Here is an 18,074-nt window from a genome sequence, read left to right as displayed (position 1 = left end):
GTGCCGTAAGGGTGCGAACGGACGAAATCATCCTGTGAGCGATGATCGTGCAGTGAATGAAAAGAGACCCCAAAAAGGGGCGCAGATTTCCAGAAGCGGAGCAAATTAATGTTAAGAAAACTGGGCCTTGCGGCCACTATGCTGGCGAGCCTGACGTTGTCAGGTCATGCCGAAACGCTGAAATGGGGTGCATCGCGTGATATCTATTCGCTCGATCCGTATTCGTACGGCGACAGCTATACACTGTCATTCCTCAATCATGTCTATGAAGGTTTGGTTCGTTACGACGCAGAGTTGAAAATCGAACCGGCGCTTGCTGAATCCTGGGAGATTGTTTCTGATTCGATATGGCGTTTTCATTTGCGCAAGGGCGTAAAATTTCATGACGGCGCCGAGTTCAATGCCGATGACGTGCTCGCTTCTTTGAAGCGCGTAAGCGATCCAGTCTCGCCGCTGCGTGGAAACCTTCCTGCTTACAAGTCCTCCAAGAAAATTGACGATTACACCGTAGATATAGAGCTGAGCGGTCCCTATCCGCTGCTTCTTAACGATCTCACAAACATTCATATTTTCGATGCCGGATGGTTGAAAAACAATAATTCGGAAAAGCCAACGGATGTTGGTGCGAAAATCGAGGGCTACGCAACCTACAACACAAACGGTACTGGGCCGTTCAAGCTCGAAAGTCGAGTACCGGATTCCAAAACCATTCTCCTGAAAAACCCGGCTTGGTGGGATAAGTCTCAGTCCAATATTGATCGGATTGAGTTTACGCCCATTACCTCGGCCGCCACGCGCGTGGCGGCGCTGCTTTCGGGCGAAATCAACTTTACTGAGAACGCGCCTTCACAGGATATTCCGCGCTTGCAGGCCCAGCCGGACCTCAATGTGCTGGAACGTACGGACCTGCGGACTGTAATGATTGGCTTCAACCGGAAATCACAACTAGCCAATGGTTCAGAGAACAAGTTCAACGATCTGCGTGTGCGTCAGGCTTTTGCCCATGCGCTTGACCGCGAGCTGATCCAGAAGCGTATCATGCGGGGCAAGTCGCGCACGGCGGGCGCGGTTGTTGCGCCGGAAATCCCAGGCTACACGCCAGAGCTGGACACCACGCTCAAATATGATCCCGAGCTATCGAAAAAGCTTCTTGCAGAAGCTGGCGCCAGCGACTTTCCGTTCACACTGGTGTGCACGACTGACGCTTACGTGAATGAGGAAGAGCTTTGCCAAGGTTTGGTAAATATGTTGAGCCGCGGGGGCTTCAAGCCGCAGCTCGACATCGCACCGACCGCCGCGCAAGCCCCGAAACGAACAGGTGGCAAGGCCGACGTCTATCTGATCGGCTGGGCGACCGAGCCGATGCTAGACAGTTATTCCATCCTTCTTCAGATGATCGAGACCAAGACAGCCAATGCCGGTGTATTCAACTGGGGCGGCTGGAGTTATCCGGAGATCGACAAGCTTATCGTGCAGGCATCGACAGAGATGGACCGCACCAAGCGCCTCGCGTTGCAGACAGAAGCGCTGAAGATGGTGAAGGACGAAATTGTAATGCTGCCGCTGCATCAACAACCAATGGCGTGGGTCATGTCGAAGAAGATCGACAAGATCGTGCAATTGCCGGACAACAAGCCGCGTCACTGGCTGACGCAATTCGCACAATAATTCAATCATAAGGCTCCGGGGGACTTCACTTCCCCGGAACGCCCTGTGGTTAACGAGGGATTTCTATGCTGGTTTTTATCATTAAGCGCCTGGCAAACGCTGTCATGGTGATGTTGGCCGTTGCTTTGCTCGCCTTTCTGATTTTCCGGCTGGCGGGCGACCCTGTCGAGATGATGGCCAACGAGCAGATGACACAGGCTGATCGTGACAATCTACGCGAGCGCCTTGGGCTTAACGATGGTCTCATGACGCAATATACTCGTTTCGTGGTCAATGCGGCGCAAGGCAATTTTGGTATTTCCTATCGCAACGGCCAGGACGTGTTGAGCCTCATCGGGGAACGTTTTCCTGCAACACTTGAACTTGTTCTCGTCGCCACCCTCATCTCGCTGCTGATCGGTTTGCCATTGGGTGTGCTGACCGCGATCAAGCGAGGCAGATGGTATACAGAAGGCCTACAGTTCCTCTCGATTGTTGGCGTTTCGCTGCCGAGCTTCGTGGTTGGTATTCTATTGATCCTTGTCTTTTCGGTATCACTTGGGTGGCTTCCCGCATTTGGGCGTGGTGACGTGGTCCAGCTTGGGTGGTGGTCTACAGGACTACTGACCCCTTCGGGGCGTGCTGCAATTCTACTGCCGTCCATTGCGCTTTCGCTTTATCAAGTCACTCTGGTCATGCGGCTTGTGCGCGCCGAAATGCTCGAAGTTCTGCGTTCGGATTATGTGAAATTTGCCCGCGCTCGCGGCATTCCGCGCTGGCGCATCTACTTCAGGCATGCTCTGCGCAATTGTCTGATGCCCGTCGTGACCATGACAGCCATGAATGTCGGTTCGTTGATTGCCTTCGCACTGATCACCGAGACTGTTTTCCAGTGGCCGGGTATGGGCATGTTGTTCATTCAGGCTGTCACCTTTCTCGATATTCCGGTGATGGCGGCATATCTCTGCATCATTTCCTTCATCTTCGTTGTGCTCAACACACTGGTGGATATTGCCTATGCGGTAATTGATCCCCGCTTGCGCACTGCTCGCTGATCCAACGGGGGAGTCTATCGATGAGCACTCAAACGTCACAAGCCATCTCAGTCGTGCGGCGGTCGCTTTCCCAGCGCATCCGTTCAAGCGATCTCTGGTGGTCTTTCACGCATAGCAAGACGGCGATGTTCAGTGCCGCGCTTCTTGCGATCCTGATCCTCACGGCTCTTTTCGCACCGTTGATCGCGCCACAGAATCCATACGACGGTGCGGCGCTCGATATGTGGAAGGCGGAACTGCCACCGGTATGGGAAGAGGGCGGTGAATGGCCATATCTTCTCGGCACGGATACCCAGGGGCGAGATATGTTGTCCGCCATTCTGTATGGTACGCGCATTTCAATCGTCATCGGTATTGCTTCGGTGATCCTCTCACTTGTGATCGGTATGAGCGCGGGACTGGTTTCAGGTTATTTCGGTGGCTTCATCGACAACCTGCTGATGCGTTTCGGCGATATCACTCTTTCGATCCCGACCATTCTGGTCGCCATTCTGGTTTCCACGGTCGTGCGGCAGATGCTGCCCGTCAGCCTGCGCGAGATTGGCGCTTCCGCAGTTCTTATTCTGGCGATCGCGCTTTCAGCATGGGTTCAATATGCTCGAACAGTGCGCGCGCAAGCTATTGTCGAGACCGGCAAGGATTACGTGTCGGCGGCGCGGTTGATCGGTGTGCCGGCGCGGCGCATCATGGCCAAGCACATTCTTCCCAACACATTGACGCCGATCATGGTCGCGGCGACGCTCAACTTCGGCATGGCCATCCTTACTGAAGCAACACTTTCCTTCCTCGGTATCGGCATGCCCCCAAGCCAGCCATCTCTCGGAACCTTGATCCGCATCGGCAATCAATTCCTCTTCTCCGGTTCATGGTGGATCGTGCTTTTCCCTGTCATTCAACTCTGTCTGCTGGTCGTTGCCGTCAACATGCTAGGCGACTGGCTGCGCGATGCTCTCAATCCGAAACTGAGGTGACTTTCATGAACAATCTTTTGCTCCGCAACGTCCGACCGATGGCAGGTAAAACTTGTGATATCCTGATCAGGGACGGAAAGATTGCTGGTTTCGGACAGTTCGATGCAGAGCCGGATATGGCTGTAGAAGATGGCGGCAACGCCATTGTTGCACCAGGGTTGATTGATGCGCACACTCATCTCGACAAGACCACCTGGGGCATGCCCTGGCATGCCAACAATCGCGCTGCGATCCTGCGCGAGCGCATCGATTTCGAACGCGAGCATCGGCTCGAAATCGGCATTGATCCGCATCGCCAGTCGATGCGCCACGCCATCGGTCTGGTCGCGCATGGCAGCACGCATATCCGCAGTCACGTGGATATTGATCCGACCCACGGCCTGTCTCTGGTTGAAGGCTTGTGGGAAACGCGCGAGAAGCTGAAGGGCATCATCGATATTGAAATCGTGGCCTTCCCACAATCGGGCCTTATGGTCATGCCGGGCACGAAGGAGCTGCTCGATGAGGCGCTCCGGCAGGGCTGCGAAGTTCTAGGCGGGATTGATCCGTGTGGCATAGATCGTGACCCTAAGGGACAGCTCGATACTCTATTCGCTCTTGCAACCAAGCATGGTGTGCCGATTGACATCCATCTACACGAAACGGGTGACCTCGGTGCATTTACGATGGAACTTATTTTCGAGCGTATTCGCGTTAATGGAATGGAAGGCAAGGTAGCGATCAGCCACGCTTTTGCACTTGGCATGAATGACTACCTGCGTGTCGGTCAGCTGATCGAACAGCTCGCTATTCTAGATGTTGCCATCCTGACCACCGGTGCGCCGTCGGCCACTGTGCCATCAATCAAGCGGCTCAAGGACGCAGGCGTTCGCGTTGGCGGTGGTTGCGACGGCATCCGTGATACTTGGGGGCCATGGGGCCAGCCGGACATGCTCGACCGTGCGAAGATCATCGGCATGAAAAACGGCGTGCGCTCGGATCATGATCTTGAGCATGTTCTGCATATCGTCTCTCAGGGCGGCGCAGACGTCATGCGTCTTGAAAATTACGGACTGGATGTTGGCTGTGATGCCGATTTCACCCTTCTGACTGGTGAGACATTGGCTCATGCGGTTGTGGATGTTGCCCCGCGTCCGCTTGTTGTCAAGGGCGGTCGTGTCACGGCCCGTCAGGGTATTGCTGTGGTGGAGGTGCCGTGATGAACACAGCACTGGAAGTCCTTCCACTTGGTCGTCGACCGGATGGACGCACACTTGTCACAGCCAGCTGGGTAATAGGACACAAAGATGGTGGTCACCGGCTTCTGAAGAACGGCGAGGTCGTATTCGAGAATGGCGAGATTCTGTATGTCGGACACGATTTCGCTGGTGAAGTGGCCCGTCGCATTGATTTCGGCAATGCACTGATCAGTCCTGGGTTGATCGATCTCGATGCGCTTTCAGACCTCGATACGACAATCCTTGGCATTGATCATCATCCCGGCTGGGCGAAGGGTCGCGTATGGCCGCGCTCCTACGTGGATGCAGGGCCATACGAGATGTACACGCAGGATGAATTGGCCTTTCAGAAGCGTTTTGCTTTCGGTCAGCTATTGTTGAACGGTATCACCACTGCCGCTCCGATTGCCTCGCTGTTCTACCGCGAATGGGGGGAAACGGTCGCCGAGTTCGATGCAGCCGCCGAAGCCGCAGGCGATCTTGGTTTGCGTGTATATCTCAGCCCCGCCTACCGTTCAGGCGGTATGGTGCTGGAAGCACCGGGCAAGATGGTGCCTGTATTTGACGAGGAGCGGGGCTTTCAGGGACTGAAGGACGCGATCGCTTATATCGAGCGCCAGAATGGTCGTCATGGTGATCTGGTACGCGGCATGCTGGCGCCGGATCGCGTCGAAACCTCAACGCTCGAGCTGATCCGGCGCACCGATGCTGCAGCGCGCGACCTCGATTGCAAATTTCGCCTTCATATGGCGCAAGGGGCAATGGAGGTCGATACGGTGCGTATGCTGCACGGTTCCACCGCGCCGGTCTGGCTTGCCAAAAATGGCCTGCTGAGTGATCGTCTGATTGCGCCACACGCCACCAACGCTACCGATGAAGACCTTCGTCTCTATGCCGAGAACGGTGTATCCATTATCCATTGCCCGTTGGTCTCAGGTCGAGGCGGTTCAATCCTGAAATCGATCTCCGACTGCCGCAGGCGCGGGATCAACATTGCCATGGGTACGGATACGACGCCTCCTGACATGCTGATGAACTTGCTGGTCGGCCTAATCACCGGTCGTGTCGCCGATGGTGTGCCGGACCACTTGCGTGCAGCCGATCTTTTCGACGCAGCGACGATCGGTGGCGCAAAGGCGCTGGGGCGTTCCGATCTCGGCCATCTGTCGCCGGGTGCTCGGGCCGATATTGCGGTTTTCCGTCTCGATGATGTCTTCATGGCTCCATCCATCGATCCGATTACCACAATCGTCACCGGTGGGTCAGGCAAGATCACTGAAGCCGTTTTCGTTGACGGTCGCGTTTCCATGCTGAACCGCCACTTGGCCGGCTTCGACATGCAAAAGGCCCGCGATCAGGCGCAGGCGCAATATAACGGGTTGATCGCCAAATATCCCGAGCGGAGCTGGAATAATCCTCCGGTCGCTGAAATCTTTCCGCCTAGCTATCCGATAGAAGGGCCGACAGAGGGAAACGCAAATGGTTGAGATACAGGAACCAGTCGTTGAGGTGCGCAACCTGCGTGTGGAATTTCCGGGGCGTCACGGAACGGTGACCGCGCTGTCGGATGTCAGCTTGTCGATCCTTCCGGGTGAGATTTTGGGCGTTGTCGGTGAATCCGGCGCGGGCAAGTCCATGACCGGCCTTGCCATTCAGGGGCTGCTTGAGGCGCCCGGCCATATTGCGGGCGGCGAAGTCTGGCTCGGTAAGCAACGGATCGATACGCTTGATGATCGCGCTATGGAGAAAATTCGCGGACGCGAAATCGGAGCTATTTTCCAGGATCCGCTCACTTCGCTAAATCCGCTATTCACCGTGGGAGCGCAGCTCGTAGAAACCATTCGACGGCATCTCGGTCTTGGTCGCGCCGACGCACGTGCCCTTGCTGTGCAACTGTTGCGGGATGTGGGCATTCCTTCGCCAGAAGAACGAGTCAACCAGTATCCTCATCAGTTTTCGGGCGGTATGCGCCAGCGCGTGGTGATCGCGCTCGCGCTTGCAGCGTCACCAAAGCTGATCATCGCCGATGAGCCAACCACTGCACTCGACGTGTCGATCCAGGCGCAGATCATTTCGCTCCTGCGTAAGCTGTGCAAGGAAAAGCAGACCGCTGTCATGCTTGTTACCCACGATATGGGTGTGATTGCTGAAGCTGCCGACCGAATTGCGGTCATGTACGCCGGGCGGTTGATCGAAATCGGACCGGTGGAGCAGGTGCTCCACCGGCCGCTTCACCCCTATACGCAAGGACTGATGTCTTCGATCCCTTCGCTTGGTGCGCGGATTGAGAAGCTCAACCAGATCGATGGCTCTATGCCACGCCTCGACGCTATACCCGATGGTTGCGCCTTCAACCCCCGCTGCAAAGCAGCTGGGCCTCGCTGTCTGCGCGAACGCCCGGAACTCATACTTTCCGATCAGTCCGCTAGTGCATGCTGGCTGAATGCAGGAGGCACCGCATGATAAAACCTTTGGAAAAAGCCCCCGCCTTGACTGTCGACCGACTTGTCAAAACTTTTGATGTGTCCGCTCCCTGGCTGAACCGGGTGGTGGAGCGCAAGCCCAAGCAATACTTGCAGGCTGTGAATAGTATCAGCTTTACCGTGCCGGCGGGTGGTTGCCTCAGCATAGTAGGCGAAAGCGGCTGCGGGAAATCCACTGTGGCGCGACTTGTCACCGGCCTGCACCATGCGACAAGCGGCGAAATGCGCTTTGCGCCTGGCAAAAGTGGCGCTCCCTTGTCAGCGCAGATGATTTTCCAGGACCCGTACGCCTCGCTCAATCCGCGCTGGCGAGTGAAGAACATCATCGCAGAACCGTTGCGTGAACTGAAGCTGCGTAATAGTGCGGCTGAAGTGAGGGAGCGTGTCGAAGAGCTTCTGCGTACCGTTGGACTTTCCCCGTCGGACGGCGAGAAGTTCCCGCACGAGTTCTCGGGCGGACAACGTCAGCGCATTTCAATTGCCCGCGCGCTCGCAAGCGAACCTGAGTTTCTTGTGTGCGACGAACCCACCTCTGCACTTGACGTATCCGTTCAAGCGCAAGTTTTAAATCTGATGCGCCGGCTCCAGGATGAGCTGGGCCTGACCTATCTGTTCATCAGTCATGACTTGAGCGTCGTTCGACACATGTCGGACCGTATCGCAGTGATGTATCTGGGGCGGATTGTGGAAGAGGGGGACACGGAAGAGCTCTTTGCCAGGCCGCGTCATCCATATACGCAGCTTCTATTGGAAACGATCCCGAATATCGAAGTACCCAACCGCAACCGCGAACCCGCCGGTGGCGAGGTGCCAAGTCCACTTAAACCGCCTTCGGGCTGCACCTTTCATCCCCGCTGCCCATTTGCCATCGAGCGTTGCTCGCGTGAGGTGCCGCCAATGCAGCTATTGCCAAACCGCACACGCGTCGCCTGTCATCTGGTTGAAACGGATGTTTGAAAAGGAACACCAGCGAAGGAGCGGGTATCTGGCTTCCTTCACTTATCCCAATGCAGCGCGCAGATCATGCGAAAGATCGCGTATCTCGCTCAAGTCCAGTTCGGATTCTACATGTTCCAGATGATGCGCCATAAGATGCACGGCCTTCTGCGCATTTTTCGCAGAAATGGCTTCCACGATTTCAGCATGTTCGTCGGGCCCACAATTGAAGCGCGCAGTGTTTCGATAAACGGCGGTGATGAGCGAGCTACGAGCAATAAGGTCTCGCATAGTCGTGAACAGAAAATCGGAACCGGTGAGCTCCGCCAGCAAAAGGTGGAAGCCGCCGGAAAGTTTAATGATGTCTGTTGTGCTGTCTTCGGCGTTTGCAACCCGCTCTTTGTTCACGTGATCGCGAAGCCTCTTCACACTCTCCTTCAGCGTCGAAGCGCAGAGCCGTTCTACAATGCAACGCTCTACCGCCTGTCGAACAAAAAACACGTCTCTCGCCTCTTCCACGGATGGCTTGCTGACAAAGGCGCCACGATTGGGGATGATCGTCACAAGGCCGTCGCGTTCAAGGACGATCAGAGCCTGACGGATACGAGCGCGGCTGACATGAAAAATCGACGCCATCTGCTCTTCTTTGAGTTGTACGCCAGGACGCAATCGCCGTTCAGCGATCGAAAGCCAAACCCTTTCAACTATCTGATCGACTGACATTGCAGCGGGTGCGTTCATAAGTGATTTCTCCTTGTTGATGCAGACAATCGCTATACGCGTGAAAAAGTCAACTCGACGATTTAATTGCTTGCAGTATTGTCGACAATATGAAAGATTATTGTAGGTAAAATTACTGTCAAAACTGAGCTGCCCATGGAATTTGATTTTGAGGCCATTGAACCGCAAAGCCGCTACAGACTGCTGACCAACTTCATCGGTCCGCGTCCGATTGCGCTTGTGACAACGCGATCGGAAGCGGGGCATAACAATGCTGCGCCGATGAGCTTTTTTAACGTGTTCTCTCATGATCCGGCTATTGTGGTTTTGGGTATTCAACCGCGTCTGACAGGGGAGCAGAAAGACACCATGGTGAACATACGTCGTTCCGGCGAGTTTGCTATCAGCATGGTGGATATGGCTCTGTCTCAACAAATGCTGATTTGCGGGCTTGGTTTCGACAGCGAGGTGGACGAACTCGAAGTTGCAGGATTGAGTCCCATTCGGTGTCGCAAGATCGATGTCTCTTATCCTGAGGAGGCACCATGCGTTTTCGAGTGCCGGGTTGAGCGTTTGATCGACTACCCCAACCGGACTCTGGTTCTGGGCGAAGTGGTACAGATGCATGTACGTCGCAACTGCCTCGATGCAGAGGGCCACTACGTGAACTCTGATTCGTATCAGCCTATAGCCCGGCTTCACGCTGACAATTATGTGACATCAGACCGCCAGTTCGTTTTGAAAGCTCCGCCTATCGGGGATTTTAAGAAGCCGAAACAGTAGGTTAAAGGCTAGGCAGCAGAGAATACCATTATGCATATTCATCTCATCAATCCTAATTCCACGGCGTCCATGACGGCGCAAGCGTTGGAGAGTGCTCTGCTGGTCAAGCATGATCATACGCGTATATCTGCTGCGAATCCGACCGACACGCCGGTCAGTATCGAAGGTGGTGCGGATGAAGCGCTGGCCGTGCCTGGTTTATTGAAAGAAATTCGAAGGGCCGAGGCTCTGGGTGTGGATGCATACGTCATAGCTTGCTTTGATGATCCCGGTTTGCATGCGGCACGCGAAGTGGCTAAAGGTCCCGTCATCGGAATTTGTCAGGCCGCGATACAGGTGGCAATGACCATCAGTCGCCGTTTTTCGGTGATCACGACGCTTCCGCGCTCGGTTGCTATCATCGAAGATCTTGTGAGTGATTACGGTGCCGAACGGCACTGCCGCAAGGTGCGTGCGATAGATCTTCCGGTGCTGGCGCTGGAAGAAGATTCGTATAGAGCCGAACAGCTGTTACTGAGAGAGATTGAACGCTCGAAGGCTGAGGACGGAGCAGAAGCGATTGTGCTTGGTTGCGCTGGAATGTCATCATTATGTGACCGTCTTAAGGAAGCGACCGGAGTGCCGGTAATCGATGGAGTGACGGCTGCTGTAAAAATGGCAGAAGCCCTTGTCGGTGCTGGGTATAAGACCTCCAAGGTCAACAGCTATGATTATCCTCGCCTCAAGAGTGCGATCAGAAACAGGACGATCATTCAAGAAGTGTGAATCGTGATAATTGTTGACAATATTGTTGCCTTCTAGTGTTGCTATGGTTCACTTCTCGGGGTTGCACTGGGGGTGGTGACGATGGGGAAAGGTGTATGGTAGAACAGAGGGGAGCAGCAACGCAGCAGATTGTCGAGAAAGTCTGGCTATCGATCGCGGAGCGACGTCTGCGTCCGGGCGTGCAGCTCAAGGAAGAGCAGATGGCTGAGATTTTCGATGTCAGCCGTGCTCGAATTCGGCAGGCGCTGGTCGTCCTCCAACGGGAAGGCCTTGTCGATATTCTTCCTAATCGCGGTGCGTTTGTCTGCAAGCCCACAATTGCAGAAGCTCGCGATGTGTTCTTTGTACGGGGCACGGTTGAACGCTGCGTCGTGGAGCGGCTGTGTCGATCTGCAACGCAAACCGATTTTAAGCGGCTCAGCGATCATATCGCCAAAGAGCGGGACGCCTACGCACGAAATATCACGACGGATATTATCAAGCTTTCCGGTGGGTTTCATCTTTTGTTGGCCGAACTGGCATCCTCGGATTTTCTATACACGATGATGCGTGATCTGGTGTCGCGGACGTCCCTTATAACCGCAGTTTATCGCAAGGCTAATTGCTTCAATTGCGGATCGGATGAACATGATCAGATCGTGGATGCGATAGTACAAAAGAATGTGCTGAGCGCGGCCAGTCTGATGGCGCATCATATCAATCATGTGGAAACTCAGCTCGACCTTCGCGAGCTTAACGAATACTCGCATGATCTGACTTCGTTGCTTGCCTAGGATATGAACAAACGCAAATCTGCTGCGGCGAATGACTGGCTGTTAGCTTTCGGCATCGAACAATCCAATCGCTTTCGCTCGCTTCTATGGTTACTGCCCAAACGGCTGTGCTTCTGCAATGCGACGTCATACGTGGCGCAAGGCGAACTACCAAACAGGAATATAGAATATAGAATATAGGTTTTAGGAGCTGTCCGAGTAACGGGACACCGAGCATGCCATAAACACCGCTATGCCCATGATATGGCGCATCCAAGCGCTAGTGTCCGTTGTCCGCGATGTAATGGCCTCAGATTCTGTGGACCATAGCCGGTTGAAAGCCTTGCCTGAGCATATGAGCGGGCGGCCGACTTGTCCCAAACCATTTCTTTGTTTACGGAGCGCAGCTCGACCATTCCGGCGACGAACGAAAATTCAGTCGTGCAGCTTGATTGACATGTACTCACTGACGTTACGTGTTGTCGCAGGTGCAACGCTGTGTTCCTCTCACTGAGGCTGGTACTTGAATCTAAACTCATCATACTGAGACATAAAGCTTTTGAAGAAGAAAAAGGAGGCTCGCGTGAAGGGGAACAATGTATTTGCGATGCGCCATATCTGGTTGCATGCCTTTGTATTAGCAATCATCTGTATTTCGGAACTGATTGGCATTCAGAAAATATCTATTGGAATAGGCGCTGTGATTTTCTTGCCGATGCTGTACGCATTTGCTCTTGGCGTTATTCTGAACCCGAACATCTTAAAGGCGACGGGGAGGGTTCTGAAGTCTGATTCCGTCAAGCTTTCAGGTACCATGATAACTATCGCTATTATGCCTTTCATTGCCAAGTTCGGCACGACGGTTGGTCCTCAAATCGAGAATATTATAGCCGCTGGACCTGCTTTGATTTTGCAAGAGATGGGCAATCTTGGCACGATCGCGGTCGCTTTTCCGATCGCCGTGTTCCTGCTGCGCATGGGACGGGAAACCATTGGGGCGACTTATTCTATTGATCGCGAGCCTAACCTCGCGCTTATCGCCGACAAATACGGTCTGGATAGCCCGGAAGGCGCGGGCGTGATGGGAGTTTACGCTACCGGAACGCTGATTGGTACGTTCATTTTTGCCTTAATGCCACCGCTGGTCAACAGTCTGGGCATTTTTGACTTTCGTGCGTTGGCAATGTCATGCGGAGTTGGTTCGGGCAGTATGCTCGCTGCCTGCACAGGCGGACTGGTTAGCGTTTTGCCGGAGAAGAAAGATCTCATTCTGGCCTTGGCTGCTGCGAGCAATATCCTCACCTATGCTACGGGACTATATGTTGGCCTTTTTGTAGCGTTGCCGCTTACGGAATGGCTCTATAAAAAGTGCCGCCCCGAAGAATATCGCAACGCCGCGTAAGGGAGAGAGTGATGACTTCCAATTCACTGAAGAATGCAGTCGATAACTTGACCTTATCAGTCAATACAACTGACGAACGCAAGATCGATATTGTTGAGAATGCCTTGCTCCTAGTTATTGCTTGCTTTCTCGGGTTAGTTGCGAACTGGGTAGGAACGAATGTAACGCCGACCCAAGCGCTGCCCGGCATGGCGCTGCTTTACGCTGCATCTATCGGCGGCTTGATATTGGCTCGCTATATGCCTTTTTACTTACCGAGTGTAGCTTGGGTTTCGCTCATCGCCATTCTCATCACCATCCCCGGCGTCCCTGGCGCTGATTATGTTCTGGCGAAAGTCGGAGAATTGAATTTTCTTGCGCTCGCAACGCCGGCGCTTGCCTATGGAGGGCTGGCGTTGACTCGCAACGAATTTGAGATTGCCCGCCGCTCTGGATGGAAAATTGTCATCATCGCTATTTGCGTGATGATTGGCACATACCTTGGTTCGGTGGTCGTCGCTGATCTGACACTGCGAATTACAGGTTAATTTGACTCATGGCAGGTTCGACTCCGAGCCTGCCATGAATACTTAGGGAGACTGATATAATGTGTGGTGTTCTCAGCGAAGCCGATGTGGCGGAAGCGACGGCCTGGCGCCATCATTTGCATCGGTACCCCGAACTTGCGTTCGAGGAAAGCCGTACCGCCGCCTTTATAGCGGAAAAGCTTCAGCTTTGGGGTTTCCGCGTTCGCACCGGTTTTGCCGGAACGGGCGTGATTGGCAGCTTGAAGCGGGGAACATCGAAACGCGCGATCGGTATCCGGGCAGATATGGATGCCTTGCCAATCGTCGAAAAAAGCGGTGTGGACTATGCTTCAGAGAACTTGGGCAAAATGCACGCTTGCGGTCATGATGGGCACGTATCCATGGCCCTCGCTGCAGCCAAAGCTGTCAGCAAGCTTGAGTTTGACGGAACTGTAAACTTCATTTTCCAGCCGGCTGAAGAAAACGAAGGCGGTGGTCGCGAAATGGTACGCGAAGGGCTGTTTACGGATTTTCCCGTCGATGCGGTTTATGGCCTCCACAATTGGCCTGCGCTTGATGTTGGAACCTGTGTCGCTCGGAATGATGCGATGATGGCGGCTTTCGGGACGTTTGAGATCGAACTGATTGGCGAGGGGGCGCACGGAGCGATGCCCCATGAAGGTGCTGATCCGGTGGTCGCCGCCGCGCAATTGGTCACAGCATTGCAAACTATTGCCAGTCGCAATGTCTCGCCGCTGGAATCCGCTGTAGTTTCTGTGACACAGATGCACGGCGGAGACGCCTGGAATGTCATTCCAGAGAACATTATCATCCGCGGAACCACCCGCTGGTTTCTGCCCGATGTCGGGGAGATGATCGCACGCCGGATGCATGAGCTTACTACTTCAATTGCCGAGGGTTTTGGCTGTACGGCACGCGTTGATTACGAAAAACGCTATCCGTCCACGATCAATACGCCTGCCAACGCCCGCAAAATCCGTGAACTGGCCGTTTCGAACGATGTTGGTCTCAGCGTTCTGGATGTAGCTCCAAGCATGGCCGCCGAAGATTTCGCTTTCATGCTACAGGAGAAGCCGGGTTGTTATTTTTGGCTTGGCAGCCGTAGAGACGGAGCCAATCCGGGCTTGCATTCGCCCTTTTATGATTTCAATGATGCCCTTTTGCCAATAGGTGCCAATTTCTGGATCAAACTTGTCACAAGTGAGCTGGCATCGGATTGATGCTATTCTCCTTCACTTTGATTCCTTGATGCCAACTGAGCGACATAGTGCCATGGAAACGCTAGATGCGAAAGAATTGCGAATGTTCATGGCGGTGGCTCGAATTGGCTCGATTCGAGGTGCTGCCGAACACGTGCATGTTGCACCTTCCGTTGTGAGCCGCCAAATCGCGGAAACTGAGCGCAAGATTGGCTTGTCTCTTTTTGAACGAAATGCGCGCGGTGTGGCTTTGACTGAAGCTGGCGAACTGGTTCTGGAGCATACGAGGCGGGTGTTGGAAGAGCATAGCCTGCTTACCGAACAACTTGGTTTTCTCAAGGGAGTGCAACAAAAGCGTGTCCGCATTCTTTGCGGCGAAGGATTTCTCGCCGACGTTTTGCAATATGGGCTTGGTTCATTCGTAAAGGTCTATCCCGATGTGCAGTACGATATGCAACTCGGCGGCACTGAGAGCGTTTTGGACGGGATTGCGAACGGGGATGCCGATATCGGCATTGCATATAATCCGCTGGTTGATGTCCGGGTTCGCTCGCTTGCAATCTCCAAACAGCCGCTCTGTTTGGTTGCGTCACCGGAGCATCCCCTGTTGGCCAAAGACCGGCTGGAACTGGCCGACTGCTCGGGTCTGCCCAATGCGTTGCTCGGACCTGGCCATGGTATTACCCGTTTAGTTACACGTGTTGCCGCTGATCGCGGTTTTGCGATTTCCCCCGTCGTTGAAACGACCTCAATTGATGTTTTGAGACGCTTCGTGATTGCCGGACTTGGCATAACGTTTTTGCCCCGCTTTGCAGTCTCCACCGAATTGGCTCGCGGGGCTGTCGCTATACGTGAGTTGTCAGATCCGCTTCTGGCTGAGGCAAGTGCACATTTGATGGTACGTGCCCGGCGTCGGTTGCCGCTTTCAGTGGAGCGGCTGAGCGGATTTCTCGCCAACAATATGGCAGCGTTTCGATAGTTCGCTTTAGCGACTGTTGCTTATGACGGGACGCAACGTTGTCTCCAAACCGGCTATGCGTCCGGCGTCTTTGGTGCGAGTTTTTTCCCATTAATCAAGCGATGGGCCTTGGGGTTGATCGGCGGACAATGGAGATGTGGAATGGCGCAACCGGAGAAGCCGGTAGTCGGTGTGGTCGGCCTTGGTAGTATGGGGCTGGGTATGGCACAGACCCTTGTGGCAAAAGGGTTTGTTACGCTGGGATACGATCTTTCCGTGGAGCGCAAGGCCCTTGCCGAGGCGGCAAATGTGATGCCTGCAGACACGCTCGACATGCTTTTTGAGCAATCAGAATTTCTGGTTTTCTCGCTTCCGACTGCTCAAGACGTCGAGAATGTAGTCAGTGCGCATATCCATCAGTTGAAGAGTGAACACAGACGCATCGTCATTATCGATACGTCCACCTCCGAACCGGACGTGAGCCGTTCGCTCGCGCAGAGACTCGCTTCGGTCGGGCATGGTTTCCTCGACGCCCCCGTAAGTGGTGGTCCGGCTGGAGCTGCATCTGGTAAACTTACGATGATGATCGGGGGCAATGACGCGGATCTTGCCTTGGCGCAAACTGTTATCGAAGCGATTGCTGCCAAGGCCTTGCATGTGGGACCCAGCGGTGCCGGCAATGTTGCGAAGCTCGTCAACAATTTGCTGGCCGCTGCCCATATGGTGACCACCGGCGAAGCCCTGAAACTTGCACATGCCGCTGGAATAAGCCCTGAATCCGCGCTCCGTGTTCTGAATGCGGCTTCCGGTAAATCCGTGATCAGCGAAGTTCATTTTCCAACCTGGATAATGAATGATCGTTTCGACAGCGGCTTCTCGATGGGTTTGATGCGTAAGGATGTACGCCTAGCACAGGAAATGGCTGAACGCACAGGCGTGGACAATCCGCTGACATCGGTTGTGGCAAAACTTTGGGCTGAATCGGAATATCTCAAGGATAGTGACGACTTCACCCGAATGGGCGCCTTCCTGCCCGTTTCGTCAAATTAGGAGCCAGATGATGAATCAATCCCTTGATGCCAAAGAACGAGCCGGGCGCATTTTTGAAATTCTTGAGAACTTCTTTCCTAAGCGGGAAATCGGCAGTTTTGTGAATGGCGAGATAGTCGCAGGAAACGGTGAAGAACAGAACCTGACGGACCCGGCGACTGGTAGGGTTTTTGCCTCGTTCAAGGATGCCGATAGTTCGATTGTCGATGCAGCGATGGATAGTGCTGTTCAGGCTCAGAAAGAGTGGATGGCACTGACAGCATCAGCCCGTGGGCGCGTGATGAACGAGATCGCCAGGCGTATCCGTGAAAACGCAGCGTTGATCGCTGAAATCGAAAGTCGTTCCGCCGGTCGTCCCATCCGCGACATTCGCGGTGAAGCGGTCCGGGTTGCAGAGATGTTCGAGTATTATGCTGGCTGGTGCGACAAGCTGTATGGCGATGTCATTCCCGTACCAAGCAGTCATCTTAACTATACCCGACATGAACCGATCGGCGTCGTTGCCCAAATTACGCCGTGGAACGCACCGCTTTTTACGGGTGGATGGCAGATCGCACCCGCAATCTGCGCTGGAAATGGCGTTGTCATCAAACCTTCTGAGCTGACGCCGCTTTCTACCCTTATCCTTGGACTGATGTGTGAGCAGGGCGGTGCGCCGCGCGGACTGGTAAACGTGATTGCCGGGCGTGGTCCCACTGCCGGACAGGCTGTCGTTTCCCATCCGCATACGGGTTTGATCGTTTTTGTCGGGTCGGCACAGGCCGGATCAACAATCGCGGCGACTGCTGCAAAGAATGTGGTCCCGTGCATTCTGGAGCTTGGTGGAAAGTCTGGCAACATTGTATTCCCCGATGCCAATATAGATCGCGCGATCATCGGCGCGCAGTCAGCTATCTTCAGCGGAGCGGGGCAGAGTTGCGTTTCCGGGTCACGCTTGCTGGTTCACCGGTCCATCCATAAGGAGTTTGTGGAACGCTACGTTGACGCTGCCAATCGCATCGTTGTTGGCGATCCTTATGACGATAATTCGCATATCGGACCGATCAACAATTCGCGTCAATGGACGAAGATTGATCAGATGGTTAGGGATGGTGTGGCCGAAGGTGCGGTGCTTGCGGCAGGTGGAAAGAAACCCGAAGCACTAGAGGAAACGGGGGGTTATTACTATGCGCCGACGATCCTTGATCGAGTTGACCCGGCAATGACGATAGCCAGAGAGGAGGTGTTCGGTCCGGTTGTTGCGGTTATGCCTTTCGATGACGAGGCAGAAGCAATTGCTCTCGCCAATGATAATCCCTACGGACTTGCCGGGGCGGTCTGGACTGAGAATGTCGCGAGGGCGCATCGTGTGGCAGCGAAGGTGCGGGCCGGAACCTTCTGGATCAATGGTTATAAAACCATTTCGGTCATGTCGCCGTTTGGCGGTTTCGGACGCAGCGGCTACGGCCGCTCCAGCGGCAAGGATGCATTGATGTCTTATACTCAAGCAAAGAGTATCTGGGTGGAGACAGCTGAAAATCCGGCTGTAACGTTCGGTTATTCACCCGAAGCATAAAATGACAAAGGGCAGCAAGATATTGCAATCACGTATCGATTACAAATCTTGCTG

The 18,074-nt window shown here is 54.2% G+C and carries 17 protein-coding genes; 16 read left to right on the top strand and 1 reads right to left on the bottom strand.

Annotated elements, in window-relative coordinates:
• The first annotated feature begins 108 nt into the window (after positions 1–108).
• The 7 genes from FJQ48_RS07175 to FJQ48_RS07145 all read left to right on the top strand — a co-directional run bounded on the left by FJQ48_RS07175 (position 109) and on the right by FJQ48_RS07145 (position 8,330).
• Positions 109–1,668, top strand: a complete 1,560-nt coding sequence (locus FJQ48_RS07175; RefSeq protein ID WP_139974489.1) for an ABC transporter substrate-binding protein — start codon at positions 109–111, stop codon at positions 1,666–1,668.
• 65 nt (positions 1,669–1,733) lie between these two features.
• Positions 1,734–2,702 (top strand): ABC transporter permease, encoded by a 969-nt coding sequence (locus FJQ48_RS07170; RefSeq protein WP_139974488.1) that lies wholly within the window; start codon positions 1,734–1,736, stop codon positions 2,700–2,702.
• A gap of 20 nt (positions 2,703–2,722) precedes the next feature.
• The gene (locus FJQ48_RS07165) at positions 2,723–3,673 is read left to right on the top strand and encodes an ABC transporter permease (protein ID WP_139974487.1); all 951 of its coding nucleotides are present in this window, start codon (positions 2,723–2,725) and stop codon (positions 3,671–3,673) included.
• Positions 3,674–3,678: 5 nt separating this feature from the next.
• On the top strand, positions 3,679–4,872 hold the full coding sequence (locus FJQ48_RS07160) for an amidohydrolase family protein (protein WP_139974486.1): 1,194 nt from the start codon (positions 3,679–3,681) through the stop codon (positions 4,870–4,872).
• Positions 4,872–6,377, top strand: coding sequence for an amidohydrolase family protein (locus FJQ48_RS07155; RefSeq protein WP_139974485.1), 1,506 nt, complete (start codon positions 4,872–4,874; stop codon positions 6,375–6,377). Before FJQ48_RS07160 ends, FJQ48_RS07155 begins: the two co-directional genes overlap by 1 nt.
• Positions 6,370–7,353: an ABC transporter ATP-binding protein gene (locus FJQ48_RS07150; protein ID WP_139974484.1), complete on the top strand. Its 984-nt coding sequence runs from the start codon at positions 6,370–6,372 to the stop codon at positions 7,351–7,353. The genes FJQ48_RS07155 and FJQ48_RS07150 overlap by 8 nt, the downstream gene beginning before the upstream one ends.
• The gene (locus tag FJQ48_RS07145) at positions 7,350–8,330 is read left to right on the top strand and encodes an oligopeptide/dipeptide ABC transporter ATP-binding protein (protein WP_139974483.1); all 981 of its coding nucleotides are present in this window, start codon (positions 7,350–7,352) and stop codon (positions 8,328–8,330) included. The genes FJQ48_RS07150 and FJQ48_RS07145 overlap by 4 nt, the downstream gene beginning before the upstream one ends.
• A gap of 42 nt (positions 8,331–8,372) precedes the next feature.
• Here the strand turns inward: FJQ48_RS07145 and FJQ48_RS07140 are convergent, their stop codons facing one another.
• Positions 8,373–9,050: a GntR family transcriptional regulator gene (locus tag FJQ48_RS07140; protein WP_139974482.1), complete on the bottom strand. Its 678-nt coding sequence runs from the start codon at positions 9,048–9,050 to the stop codon at positions 8,373–8,375.
• A 135-nt stretch (positions 9,051–9,185) separates the two neighbouring features.
• Here FJQ48_RS07140 and FJQ48_RS07135 point away from each other — a divergent pair, with 135 nt between their 5' ends.
• From FJQ48_RS07135 to FJQ48_RS07095, 9 genes are all read left to right on the top strand, one after another.
• Positions 9,186–9,812 (top strand): flavin reductase family protein, encoded by a 627-nt coding sequence (locus FJQ48_RS07135; RefSeq protein ID WP_139974481.1) that lies wholly within the window; start codon positions 9,186–9,188, stop codon positions 9,810–9,812.
• A gap of 30 nt (positions 9,813–9,842) precedes the next feature.
• Positions 9,843–10,577: an aspartate/glutamate racemase family protein gene (locus FJQ48_RS07130; RefSeq protein WP_139974480.1), complete on the top strand. Its 735-nt coding sequence runs from the start codon at positions 9,843–9,845 to the stop codon at positions 10,575–10,577.
• Between the two features lie 95 nt (positions 10,578–10,672).
• Positions 10,673–11,350, top strand: a complete 678-nt coding sequence (locus FJQ48_RS07125) for a GntR family transcriptional regulator (protein ID WP_139974479.1) — start codon at positions 10,673–10,675, stop codon at positions 11,348–11,350.
• A 538-nt stretch (positions 11,351–11,888) separates the two neighbouring features.
• On the top strand, positions 11,889–12,731 hold the full coding sequence (locus FJQ48_RS07120; protein ID WP_139974478.1) for a DUF3100 domain-containing protein: 843 nt from the start codon (positions 11,889–11,891) through the stop codon (positions 12,729–12,731).
• A gap of 11 nt (positions 12,732–12,742) precedes the next feature.
• Positions 12,743–13,258, top strand: a complete 516-nt coding sequence (locus FJQ48_RS07115; protein ID WP_139974477.1) for a hypothetical protein — start codon at positions 12,743–12,745, stop codon at positions 13,256–13,258.
• 59 nt (positions 13,259–13,317) lie between these two features.
• On the top strand, positions 13,318–14,478 hold the full coding sequence (locus tag FJQ48_RS07110; protein WP_139974476.1) for a M20 aminoacylase family protein: 1,161 nt from the start codon (positions 13,318–13,320) through the stop codon (positions 14,476–14,478).
• Positions 14,479–14,530: 52 nt separating this feature from the next.
• Positions 14,531–15,436 (top strand): LysR family transcriptional regulator, encoded by a 906-nt coding sequence (locus tag FJQ48_RS07105; RefSeq protein ID WP_139974475.1) that lies wholly within the window; start codon positions 14,531–14,533, stop codon positions 15,434–15,436.
• A 141-nt stretch (positions 15,437–15,577) separates the two neighbouring features.
• Positions 15,578–16,465: an NAD(P)-dependent oxidoreductase gene (locus FJQ48_RS07100; protein WP_139974474.1), complete on the top strand. Its 888-nt coding sequence runs from the start codon at positions 15,578–15,580 to the stop codon at positions 16,463–16,465.
• A gap of 10 nt (positions 16,466–16,475) precedes the next feature.
• Complete coding sequence (locus FJQ48_RS07095) at positions 16,476–18,020, top strand: aldehyde dehydrogenase family protein (RefSeq protein ID WP_139974631.1); 1,545 nt, start codon at positions 16,476–16,478, stop codon at positions 18,018–18,020.
• The last annotated feature ends 54 nt before the right edge of the window (positions 18,021–18,074 follow it).

This window comes from Ochrobactrum sp. CGA5 (assembly GCF_006345815.1).
Lineage (GTDB): Bacteria > Pseudomonadota > Alphaproteobacteria > Rhizobiales > Rhizobiaceae > Brucella.
Note: the sequence above shows the minus strand (reverse complement) of the source record. Positions and strands in the feature narration are given on the sequence as shown.